9 protein-coding genes and 1 tRNA gene are annotated in these 11,533 nt (G+C 70.2%); 6 read left to right on the plus strand and 4 right to left on the minus strand.

Going from position 1 to position 11,533, the window contains the following annotated elements:
- Window positions 1–160 precede the first annotated feature (160 nt).
- The gene (locus ABZ576_RS29300; protein ID WP_360747260.1) at window positions 161–481 is read left to right on the plus strand and encodes a hypothetical protein; all 321 of its coding nucleotides are present in this window, start codon (window positions 161–163) and stop codon (window positions 479–481) included.
- Here ABZ576_RS29300 and ABZ576_RS29305 read toward each other — a convergent pair.
- Entirely contained in the window at window positions 478–1,512 is a 1,035-nt protein-coding gene (locus ABZ576_RS29305) for an ABC transporter permease (protein ID WP_360747262.1), read from the minus strand. The genes ABZ576_RS29300 and ABZ576_RS29305 overlap by 4 nt on opposite strands.
- 133 nt (window positions 1,513–1,645) lie before the next feature.
- Between ABZ576_RS29305 and hrpA the strand changes: the two genes are divergently transcribed.
- From hrpA to ABZ576_RS29320, 3 genes are all read left to right on the plus strand, one after another.
- Window positions 1,646–5,599: an ATP-dependent RNA helicase HrpA gene (gene hrpA, locus ABZ576_RS29310; RefSeq protein ID WP_360747265.1), complete on the plus strand. Its 3,954-nt coding sequence runs from the start codon at window positions 1,646–1,648 to the stop codon at window positions 5,597–5,599.
- Window positions 5,600–5,695: 96 nt separating this feature from the next.
- Window positions 5,696–5,770: transfer RNA gene (locus tag ABZ576_RS29315), tRNA-Asp, on the plus strand.
- A 442-nt stretch (window positions 5,771–6,212) separates the two neighbouring features.
- Window positions 6,213–6,404, plus strand: a complete 192-nt coding sequence (locus tag ABZ576_RS29320) for a DUF6274 family protein (protein ID WP_360747268.1) — start codon at window positions 6,213–6,215, stop codon at window positions 6,402–6,404.
- Between the two features lie 529 nt (window positions 6,405–6,933).
- Here ABZ576_RS29320 and bldC read toward each other — a convergent pair.
- Together bldC and ABZ576_RS29330 are read right to left on the minus strand one after the other, a co-directional pair.
- Complete coding sequence (gene bldC / locus ABZ576_RS29325; RefSeq protein ID WP_003949541.1) at window positions 6,934–7,140, minus strand: developmental transcriptional regulator BldC; 207 nt, start codon at window positions 7,138–7,140, stop codon at window positions 6,934–6,936.
- Window positions 7,141–7,679: 539 nt separating this feature from the next.
- Window positions 7,680–8,522 carry a hypothetical protein gene (locus tag ABZ576_RS29330; protein ID WP_360747271.1) on the minus strand — a complete coding sequence of 281 codons (843 nt, stop codon included), beginning with the start codon at window positions 8,520–8,522 and terminating at the stop codon, window positions 7,680–7,682.
- Between the two features lie 200 nt (window positions 8,523–8,722).
- Here ABZ576_RS29330 and ABZ576_RS29335 point away from each other — a divergent pair, with 200 nt between their 5' ends.
- Both ABZ576_RS29335 and ABZ576_RS29340 read left to right on the plus strand, forming a co-directional pair.
- Window positions 8,723–9,826 (plus strand): Glu/Leu/Phe/Val dehydrogenase dimerization domain-containing protein, encoded by a 1,104-nt coding sequence (locus ABZ576_RS29335; RefSeq protein ID WP_360747274.1) that lies wholly within the window; start codon window positions 8,723–8,725, stop codon window positions 9,824–9,826.
- A 290-nt stretch (window positions 9,827–10,116) separates the two neighbouring features.
- Complete coding sequence (locus ABZ576_RS29340; protein WP_360747277.1) at window positions 10,117–10,368, plus strand: DUF3073 domain-containing protein; 252 nt, start codon at window positions 10,117–10,119, stop codon at window positions 10,366–10,368.
- A 75-nt stretch (window positions 10,369–10,443) separates the two neighbouring features.
- Here the strand turns inward: ABZ576_RS29340 and purM are convergent, their stop codons facing one another.
- A complete protein-coding gene (gene purM / locus ABZ576_RS29345) occupies window positions 10,444–11,511 on the minus strand; it encodes a phosphoribosylformylglycinamidine cyclo-ligase (RefSeq protein ID WP_360747280.1) in 1,068 nt (355 codons plus the stop codon).
- Window positions 11,512–11,533: the final 22 nt, after the last annotated feature.

Raw genomic sequence — 11,533 nt, forward strand, 5'->3', positions numbered from 1 at the left:
GTATGCGCGGCCGTCCGGCCGGTGGCGTGCGGCCGGGCGGCGGCGTGCGGCCGGGCGGCGGCGGTCCGCTGCGTCGACGTGCGGTGGCGCCTTGGCACCGTGAGCGGGCAGCGCTACGTTCGGCGCGGGCCGCGCGGGGTGCGCGGGGACGGGGGGAGACATGAGCCGGGCCGAGGCCGGAGCCGCTCGGGACACCGACCTGGAGAAGGACCGGGCGCGGTACGGGCTGCTCGCCGTCGTGACCAGCAATCTCGCGATCGCCGCGGTCGCGGTCTTCGGCGTGTGGCGGCTCGACGGGGACGAGGCGGTGATGGTCGGCATCCTCACCGCCGCCTTCACCGCGGTCAGCAGCGTGACCACCGCCTACCTCGGCATCAAGGCGGTCTCCAACACCGCGAGATCCATCGCGCTCGGAGACGGCCCGTCCCGCAGACACACCGAAGCGACCCTGCCGGCCCCTCCGGCCCAGCGAGCCGACTAGGGGGTGTCGGTGTCTCGTGACACCCCCTGGGGCCCGTCGGCCGGCCGGGGTGGTCTGCCGCCCGGGTGCCGGTGCCGCCAGATCAGGAAGACCGCGCAGGAGACCACCGCCCAGCCGGCCAGCACCAGATACGGGAAGACGTGCTGGTGGCCCCGGAAGTACACCGCGGTGTGCTGGGCGTTCACCGAGGCGCCGGGCGGCAGCCAGCGGCCGATCGCGCCGAGCGGGGACGGCAGCAGGGGCCAGGAGACGGCGCCGCCGGACGACGGGTTGCCGAGCAGCACCATCAGCCCCCAGGTCGGCAGCATGGCCCAGCGCCCCACCAGGGTGTTGAACATCGTGAAGACCATGCCGGAGGTGAACATCGTCAGCGCGAGGATGGACCAGGAGGCGAGGAACGGCAGCGTCAGCGCCCCCAGCCACCAGTCGACCACCGCGGCGATCGTGAACCCGCCGAGCAGGGCGTAGGCGATGGTGAAGGCGATGCGCTCCAGCGGGTTCAGCTCCTTGGCGTGCACGCTGAGCTGGATGGCTCCGACAAACCCGATGATCACGGCGGCGAGGGTGATGTAGAAGATCGCCAGTCCGCGCGGGTCCCCCTTCTGCAGCGGCTTCAGGTCGCGCACCGACACCCCGGTGCCGGTGGCCTCGCCCACCTTCACCGCGGCCTCCGTGAGCAGCTGGGCGACCGACGCCCCGGACGCGGCCGACACGTCCAGGGTGACCGCCCGGCCGCCGGGAGGTGCCTCCACCACGGCGAAGACCTTCTGCTCGTCCACCGCCCGCACCGCCTCCCGCCGGCTGCCGTACGCGTGCAGCTCCACGGAGGCGCCCAGGGACTCCTCCATCCCGTCGATGAACCGCCGGGCGCCCGGCTCCTCGTGGGCGCCGGTCACCGCCGCGGGGATGCGGTGCGGGGTCGGATCGGCCATGGCGTAGGTGTACGAACCGGCGAAGAGGCCGGCCGCGGCGGCGAGGATCACGAGCAGGACGGTGGCGGGCACGAAGGGCGATGCCGGCGAATCGGACACGGGACCCACTCTGTCCCGCCGGCGCCGCTCGGCCGCACACCGACACAGTCGCGCGCCCCTTCAGGGGTACCGGCCCCGCCGCCGTTGAAATCGTTCGCCTCTCTTTCGGGGGAGGTGAGATCCTGGACCGCGTATGTCTACGCATCCCGCCCCCGCCCTCGGCACCCTCGCCCCCCGCCTGACCGAGCTGTCGCTGCGCGACGCGCACCGGCTCGGCAGGCGGCTGGAGGGCGCGCGCAAGATCCGCAAGCCGGAGGCGCGCGCCGCCGTCCTCGCCGAGATCGAGACCGAGATCGCCCGCGCCGAGGACCGGATGGCCGCGCGGCGCTCCCGCGTGCCGGCCGTCACCTACCCCGAGCAGCTGCCGGTCAGCCAGAAGAAGGACGAGATCGCGGACGCCATCCGCGCGCACCAGGTCGTGATCGTGGCCGGTGAGACCGGCTCCGGCAAGACCACGCAGATCCCGAAGATCTGTATGGAGCTGGGCCGGGGCGTGCGCGGCATGATCGGGCACACCCAGCCCCGCCGGATCGCCGCCCGGACCGTCGCCGAGCGCGTGGCGGACGAGCTGAAGACCCCGCTCGGCGAGGCCGTCGGCTGGAAGGTCCGGTTCACCGACCAGGTGAACCCGGACGCCACCTTCGTCAAGCTGATGACGGACGGCATCCTGCTCGCCGAGATCCAGACCGACCGCGAGCTGCGCGCCTACGACACGATCATCATCGACGAGGCCCACGAGCGGTCCCTCAACATCGACTTCCTGCTGGGCTACCTCGCCCAGCTGCTGCCCCAGCGTCCGGACCTGAAGGTCGTCATCACCTCGGCGACCATCGACCCCGAGCGCTTCTCCCGGCACTTCGGCGACGCCCCGATCATCGAGGTCAGCGGCCGGACGTACCCGGTGGAGGTGCGCTACCGGCCCCTCCTGGAGGAGTACGCCGAGGACGCGGCGGACGCCGACCGGGACCAGATCACCGCCATCACCGACGCCGTCGAGGAGCTGATGGCGGAGGGCCGGGGCGACATCCTCGTCTTCCTCTCCGGCGAGCGGGAGATCCGCGACACGGCGGACGCCCTGGAGAAGAAGAAGTACAAATTCACCGAGGTGCTCCCCCTCTACGCCCGGCTCTCGCACGCCGAGCAGCACCGCGTCTTCCAGCCGCACACCGGACGCAGGATCGTTCTGGCGACCAACGTCGCCGAGACGTCCCTCACCGTGCCCGGGATCAAGTACGTCATCGACCCCGGCTTCGCCCGGATCAGCCGCTACAGCCACCGCACCAAGGTCCAGCGGCTGCCCATCGAGCCGATCTCGCAGGCCAGCGCCAACCAGCGCAAGGGCCGCTGCGGCCGTACCTCCGACGGCATCTGCATCCGCCTGTACTCCGAGGACGACTTCCTCTCCCGCCCGGAGTTCACGGACGCGGAGATCCTCCGTACGAACCTGGCGAGCGTCATCCTGCAGATGACCGCGGCCGGCCTCGGGGACATCGAGAAGTTCCCGTTCATCGACCCGCCGGACCACCGCAACATCCGCGACGGCGTGCAGCTGCTCCAGGAACTGGGCGCGCTGGACCCGGCGCAGAAGGACGTCCGCAAGCGGCTGACCGACACCGGCCGCAAGCTGGCCCAGCTGCCCGTCGACCCGCGCCTGGCCCGCATGGTCCTGGAAGCGGACCGCAACGGCTGTGTCCGCGAGGTCATGGTCATCGCCGCCGCGCTGTCCATCCAGGACCCGCGCGAGCGCCCCGCCGACAAGCAGGCCCAGGCCGACCAGCAGCACGCCCGGTTCAAGGACGAGACCAGCGACTTCCTCGCCTACCTGAACCTGTGGCGGTACGTCCGCGAGCAGCAGAAGGAGCGGGGCTCCAGCTCCTTCCGCCGGATGTGCAAGCAGGAGTACCTCAACTTCCTGCGCATTCGTGAGTGGCAGGACATCTACACCCAGCTGCGCACGGTCGCCAAGCAGATGGGCATCCACCTCAACGAGGACGACGCCCCCGCCGACCGCGTCCACGTGTCCCTCCTCGCCGGCCTGCTCTCCCACATCGGGATGAAGGACGTCAAGGACGGCAACAAGAACGAGTACCTGGGCGCCCGCAACGCCAAGTTCGCCATCTTCCCGGGCTCGTCGCTGTTCAGGAAGCAGCCGAAGTTCGTGATGTCGGCCGAGCTGGTGGAGACGAGCCGCCTCTGGGCGCGGGTCAACGCCAGGATCGAGCCGGAGTGGGTCGAGCCGCTCGCCGGGCACCTGCTGAAGCGGACGTACAGCGAACCGCACTGGGAGAAGGACCAGGCGGCCGTGATGGCGTACGAGAAGGTCACGCTGTACGGCGTCCCGATCGTCGCCCAGCGGAAGGTGAACTACGGCCGGATCGACCCCGAGATCTCCCGCGAGCTCTTCATCCGCAACGCGCTCGTGGAGGGCGACTGGCGCACGCACCACAAGTTCTTCGCGGACAACCGCAAGCTGCTCAGCGAGGTCGAGGAGCTGGAGCACCGCGCCCGGCGCCGGGACATCGTGGTCGACGACGACACGCTCTTCGACTTCTACGACCAGCGGGTGCCCGAACACGTGGTCTCGGGGGCCCACTTCGACTCCTGGTGGAAGCACAAGCGGCACGAGCAGCCGGACTTCCTGGACTTCGAGCGGGAGATGCTCATCCGGGAGTCGGCGGAGGCGGTCACCAAGGCCGACTACCCGGACACCTGGCGGCAGGGGCAGCTCAAGTTCCGGGTGACGTACCAGTTCGAGCCGGGCGCGGACGCCGACGGCGTGACGGTCCACGTTCCGCTCCAGGTCCTCAACCAGGTGACGGACGAGGGCTTCGACTGGCAGATCCCCGGCCTGCGCGAGGAGGTGGTGACGGAGCTGATCCGCTCCCTGCCGAAGCCGATCCGCCGCCACTACGTACCGGCGCCGAACTACGCGAAGGCGTTCCTGGCGAAGGCGGTTCCCCTCCAGGAGCCGCTGACCGTCACGATGGCCCGTGAGCTCAAGCGGATGGTCGGCGTCCCCTTCGAGGCGGACGACTTCGACTGGGCGAAGGTCCCCGACCACCTGAAGATCACTTTCCGGATCGTCGACGAGCGGCGCCGGAAGCTGGCCGAGGACAAGGACCTGGAGGCGCTGAAGCTCCGCCTGAAGCCGAAGGCGCGCAAGGCCCTGTCCCAGGCCGCGGCCGCGACCGCGTCCCGGGAGGGCGGCGAGTCCCTGGAGCGCAAGGGCCTGACGGACTGGACGATCGGAACGCTCACCCGGGTCTTCGAGACGCGCCGGGCCGGTCAGCCGGTCAAGGCGTACCCGGCGCTGGTGGACGACGGCGACACGGTCTCCGTCCGCCTCTTCGACACCGAGGAGGAGCAGGCCGAGGCGATGTGGAAGGGCACCCGCCGGCTCATCGTGCGCAACATTCCGGTCAATCCCGCGAAGTTCGCGTCCGAGAAGCTGACGAACGCCCAGAAGCTGGCCCTGTCCGCCAATCCCCACGGCTCGATCCAGGCCCTCTTCGACGACTGCGCGATGGCCGCGGCGGACAAGCTCATCGGCGACTTCGGCGGACCGGCGTGGGACGAGGAGTCCTACCGGAAGCTGTACGACAAGGTGCGGGCGGAGATCGTGGACACCACGGTCCGTACGGTCGCCCAGGTGCAGCAGGTCCTCGCCGCCTGGCAGGCCTGTGAGCGCCGCCTGAAGGCCGTCGGCAGCCCCGCCCTGCTCGCGAACCTCACCGACGTCCGCAAGCAGCTGGACGCCCTCGTGAAGCCCGGCTTCGTGACGTGGGCGGGCATACGCCGGCTCCCCGACCTCATGCGCTACCTCGTGGCCGTCGACCGGCGCCTCCAGCAGATGCCGACGAACGTCCAGCGGGACACCACGCGCATGGAGAAGGTCCGCGAGATGCAGGACGAGTACGCCTGGCTCCTGGAGCAGCTCCCCCAGGGCCGCCCGGTGCCGGCCCCGGTCCTGGACATCCGCTGGATGCTGGAGGAGCTCCGGGTCAGCTATTTCGCCCACGCGCTGGGCACGGCGTACCCGATCTCCGACAAGCGGATCGTGAAGGCGATCGACGCGGCGGCACCGTGACGGAGCCCGTACGGGGAGTGAGTTCGACCAGGGCCCTCACCCTCCTGTACAGTCTCATCTCGCAGCGCACCGCAGAAAGCAAGCGCCGCGAAGCAAGGTCCTGTGGAGCAGTTTGGAGTGCTCGCCACCCTGTCAAGGTGGAGGCCGCGGGTTCAAATCCCGTCAGGACCGCACTGAATTGAGGCCCCGCCCCGACAAGGGAAGCGGGGCCTCAGACGTATCCGCCCCCCGCCAAGCGGAGGCCGCGCCCGCGGCGAAGCCGCCATCGGACACAGCAAAGCCCGTCAGGACCGCACTGAATTGAGGCCCCGCCCCGACAAGGGAAGCGGGGCCTCAGACGTATCCGACCACCCCCCGCCAAGCGGAGGCCGCGCCCGCGGCGAAGCCGCCATCGGACACAGCAAAGCCCCACCCCCACAAGGCACCTGAAGCCGCACCCGTATCCCGGCGCCCCGGGGAGGGGCTCCGCGCCCGGAGTCGGGAGGTGATCGGTGCGGTCGGCCTGCGTGTCCGGTGATGGGCGGTCGGGTGCCGGTTCCCTTGACGGGGTCACATTCCACCGGTACCCAGGGAACAGGGCTCGTTCCTCCTGTACGGCTCCTGGGGGTGGCGTATGGCGGCGTCGGTCAGGCACGAGACGCGGGCGCTCCTGAGGGCGCACCTGTCGGCCGCCACGTCCTATCGGCACCTCACCCGCCACTGCCCCATCTGCCACCGCCTGCTGCGGCTGGCCATGGACGCCGGCCCCCTGGGCCAGGAGACCGGGCAGGAGAGCGCCGAGAACGAAAGCCCGAGGGACGCGTGACTCCCACCAGTCCCCAATCCCCAGCGGACGCGTGCCCCCCACCGACCCAATCCCCAGCGGACGCGTGACCTCCGCCGGTCTCAACGCCCTTGTGGACGTGGGACCCTGGAGCGGGCTGTTCCATTAGCGCACACGGGCCACGGGCAACAAGCGGCGCGCCGTGTGACGGGTGTCACCGCATGAGTTTTTGAGAGAGCGGTACTTAACCGCGTCATACAACAGGTCAATAGAATATGTGCAATTGCACCGCTCCCGAAGGCCACGCACAGCCGTTCCGACACGCCTCCCCAGACTCCGACAAGGACGCTCACAGGTCCCGCACCCGCCCCGGACCTGCGCACAAAAAAGATCGCGCTGGACCCGGCGGAGTCCAGCGCGATCTACGACGCACCCTGTACGGCTTGCCTGCAACGTTCTCTTCGGCCTGGGCGAGGGGCCTGTTGGGGCAGGTCCCGCGTCGCTTGGAGCTAGGGTTCCGGGCGCCTCGGCAGGTTGGGGGACCGACCGTCTTGCCCGGTTATGCAGTTGTTCAGGCCTCGCTGCGCTGCTGCGGGATGCCCGCGAGCAGAGCGCGTACCTCGGCCTCGCGGTAGCGGCGGTGCCCGCCGAGCGTGCGGATGGACGTGAGCTTGCCGGCCTTCGCCCACCGCGTGACCGTCTTGGGGTCGACACGGAACATGGTGGCGACCTCAGCCGGGGTCAGCAGCGGCTCGGCATCAGGGGTGCGAGCGGTCATGAGCGGCCTCCTCGGGAGAACCGAACCTTCTCGGTTCTTTCCTCTAAATTCTGCACCTTGACCCGCGTTGCCCGAAATGGCGGACGCGAGTCGAGTCGGTTATAGGACGAACGGCTTGTCCTCGGCACTACAACTACACCATCTGTCCAGCCGCGTCGGCCAAACCGATGGAATTGCCCTCCCAGGTGTTCATCAGCGACGGAAGCCGATGGACCATGCCATAGCGGACAGTCACGCCACTGTGACGATCAGTCACAGGACGATCAGGAGTCACCAGACCCCCCAAAGCGTGCAATGCAGAGAATCCGCCCGCAATGGAGCATAGTTGGACGGAGGGAGCCCTCCCCGGACTCCTTGTCCTATTTTGGCATGAGGGGTGGCAAGAGGCGCAAGGGCCGGGTAAGTGCCGTCCATCACCCTTAGGGCAAAAGTCCAGATCGGGACCAACGTCCCGTCAGATGAGTCAAGTGCCCTAGACCGTACGTCGTTCGCCGCGTTTCGGGCCGTGACGTACGTCACTCTCGGTGCGAGCGATGGCCTCAGTTCGCCGAGCGCCGGTCCCGCACCGCCCGCCACCGCTCCACCAGCCGTCCGTACGCCTCCCCGGCGGCCGCGGCGTCACCCCGGCGCAGCGCCTCGATGCCGGCGGCCACGTCCGCCGCCGAGTGATCGCCTTCCAGCTCCCCCGCCGGGAGCACGTGCACCAGGCCGCCGTAGTCCAGCTCCACCAGCGAGCGCGGGTGGAACTCCTCCAGCCAGCGGCCGACGTCCACCAGGCCGTCGATCAGCGGGCCCTCCTCCACGGTGTCCCGCAGCGTGCGCAGCGCCCGCGCCACCCGGCGCCGGGCCTGCACCATCGGGGTGCGGTAGCGCAGCACCGGGGGCACGTCGGCGGTCCCCTTGTCGTACCGCCGCTCCTCGTCGGAGACCAGCACGAACCAGTTCAGCGGGACCTGCCACGTCGCCGTACGGATCCACGGGCGGGCGTCGGGGTTGCGGGCGAGCCAGCGCTCGTAGTCCTGGGCGGCCTGGCGGCGCACCACCGGCGGCAGCACCGCGTCCAGCACCGGCGGGGGCAGCTCCTCCGCCAGCTCGTCCAGGGCCTGCCAGCCGCGCAGCCGGGTCCGCCAGGGGCACACGCAGGTCACACCGTCGATCTCCAGCACGAAGGCGTCGCCGCTCTCGTGCACCGGCACCGCGATCGGCGGGGTGGGCAGCAAGTCGGCCAGGGAGCGGCGCAGTTCGTCCTGGTAGGAGGGGCGCTCGGGGCGGCGGGCGTAGCGCGCCCAGTGGCTGCGCTCCGGCTCCGGGAAGGCGCCCAGCGGCTCGTACACGCGCATGTACGCGGCGTAGGGGACGACCACGGAGGACACCTTGGGCACGCCTGCTCCCTCCCCACCGGACCCGGCTCGAAACCACTGCGAATCGTGCCACGCGCATGCGTGCGCGCGGAGCCCGGGAGAGTGATCCTGAACACTGCGCGGATGGTGAGGGGACCGAGGCTCTACGCTCATGCCACGGCTCCCCGCCACCCGTACGGGGACCGCACCCCACTCGCCGCTAGTACACAGGAGTCACCACAGTGACCGACGTAACCGGCGCGCCTGCCGATGTCCTGCACACCCTGTTCCATTCGGACCAGGGCGGCCATGAGCAGGTCGTGCTCTGCCAGGATCGCGCCACCGGTCTGAAGGCCGTGATCGCCATCCACTCCACCGCTCTGGGCCCGGCCCTCGGCGGCACGCGCTTCTACCCCTACGCCACCGAGGCCGAGGCCGTCGCCGACGCCCTCAACCTGGCGCGCGGGATGTCGTACAAGAACGCCATGGCCGGGCTCGACCACGGCGGCGGCAAGGCCGTGATCATCGGCGACCCGGACCGCGACAAGAGCGAGGAGCTGCTCCTCGCCTACGGCCGCATGGTCGCCTCGCTCGGCGGGCGCTACGTCACCGCCTGCGACGTCGGCACGTACGTCGCCGACATGGACGTCGTGGCCCGCGAGTGCCGCTGGACCACCGGCCGGTCACCGGAGAACGGCGGCGCCGGCGACTCCTCCGTGCTCACCGCCTACGGCGTCTACCAGGGCATGCGCGCCTCCGCCCAGCACCTGTGGGGCGACCCGTCGCTGCGCGGCCGCAAGGTCGGCGTCGCCGGCGTCGGCAAGGTCGGTCACCACCTGGTGCGGCACCTGCTCGACGAGGGCGCCGAGGTCGTCGTCACCGACGTGCGCGCGGAGGCCGTCCAGCGGATCCTCGACCAGCACCCCGGTGTCACGGCGGTGGCCGACACCGACGCGCTGGTCCGGACCGAGGGGCTCGACATCTACGCCCCGTGCGCCCTCGGCGGCGCCCTGAACGACCTCTCCGTGTCCGCGCTCACCGCCACGGTGGTGTGCGGCGCGGCCAACAACCAGCTGGCACACCCGGGTGTGGAGAAGGACCTCGCGGACCGCGGGATCCTCTACGCGCCGGACTACGTGGTGAACGCCGGCGGGGTCATCCAGGTGGCCGACGAACTGCACGGCTTCGACTTCGAGCGCTGCAAGGCGAAGGCGTCCAGGATCTTCGACACCACGCTGGCCATATTCGCACGTGCGAAGGAAGACGGCATTCCGCCGGCCGCCGCGGCCGACCGGATCGCCGAGCAGCGGATGGCCGAGGCCCGCGCGAGCCGCGCCGCGGGCTGACCCGGTCGCACACGTGAGCGGTACCCGTCGGCGGGAACTTAGAGAGAACTCTCACTTCCACCGGCGGGTCGTTCCCCGATAAGTGGTTAAAATCGCCACTGACCAGCGAGGACGGGGCGCCTCGAAGGTCCTGGGCACACGCGCGTGCTGCGGGCGACGTACCGTATGGGCGCGGGCTCAGGTACCGTGGAAGCCCTACGGACCGGCCTCTCTACGGAGAGTCCGTTCCAGATCATGAACGCGTGTCAGACTCTGGGGCCGTCGAGCCCCGTCGTTGAGGGGGTCGAGCCATGGGGCGCGGCCGGGCCAAGGCCAAGCAGACGAAGGTCGCCCGCCAGCTGAAGTACAACAGCGGTGGGACGGACCTCTCACGCCTGGCCGAGGAGCTGGGCGCATCGACGTCGAACCAGTCGCCGAACGGCGACCGTTTCGAGGACGATGAGCAGGACGACGACGATCTGTACTCTCGCTACGCCGACCTCTATGAGGACGACGACGAGGACGAGGACGACGGTCCTCAGCAGCACCGTCGCGGCGCTTGACCTTGCATTGACCAGTTCCGGTCGGTGGCACAGCCACCGACCGGCTTCTGTGCTGTCCGCACGTTCCGCGCGGGATCAGCTCGCGTAGTCGCCCACCAGCTCGGCGCCGGTCGTCTTCTCGCCACGCTCGGTGATCTCACCGGCGACCCAGGCGTCGACCCCGCGGTCGGCCAGGGTCGCGAGCGCCACCTCGGTCGACTCCTGCGGGACGATCGCCATCATGCCGACGCCCATGTTGAGCGTCTTCTCCAGCTCCAGGCGCTCGACGTCGCCGGTCTTCCCGACCAGGTCGAAGATCGCGCCCGGGGTCCAGGTGGAGCGGTCGACCACGGCGTGCAGGCCGTCCGGGATCACCCGGGCCAGGTTGGCCGCGAGGCCACCGCCGGTGATGTGGCTGAACGCGTGCACGTCGGCGGTGCGGGTCAGCGCCAGGCAGTCCAGCGAGTAGATCCTGGTGGGCTCCAGCAGCTCCTCGCCGAGGGCGCGGCCCAGCTCGGCGACCTCCGTCTCCAGGGCCATCCCGGCGCGGTCCAGCAGGACGTGGCGGACCAGGGAGTACCCGTTGGAGTGAAGCCCGGAGGACGCCATGGCGATCACGGTGTCACCCGTGCGGATACGATCCGCGCCGAGCAGCCGGTCGGCCTCCACGACGCCCGTACCGGCGCCGGCGACGTCGAAGTCGTCCGCACCCAGCAGACCGGGGTGTTCGGCCGTCTCACCGCCCACCAGGGCGCAGCCGGCCAGCACGCAGCCCTCCGCGATGCCCTTCACGATGGCCGCGACCCGCTCGGGGTGGACCTTGCCGACGCAGATGTAGTCGGTCATGAACAGCGGCTCGGCACCGCACACCACGATGTCGTCCATGACCATGGCGACCAGGTCGTGGCCGATGGTGTCGTAGACGCCCATGCGGCGCGCGATGTCGACCTTGGTGCCGACGCCGTCCGTGGCGGAGGCGAGCAGCGGGCGCTCGTAGCGCTTGAGGGCGGAGGCGTCGAAGAGCCCGGCGAAGCCGCCGAGGCCGCCCAGGACCTCGGGGCGCTGCGTCTTCTTCACCCACTCCTTCATCAGCTCGACGGCGCGGTCGCCCGCCTCGATGTCGACGCCTGCCGCTGCGTAGCTGGCACCAGTGGTCTCAGACATGACTGTGAGAACTTTCGTGTCG

The sequence above is a fragment of the Streptomyces sp. NPDC013455 genome, from assembly GCF_040632975.1.
Taxonomy (GTDB): Bacteria; Actinomycetota; Actinomycetes; order Streptomycetales; family Streptomycetaceae; genus Streptomyces.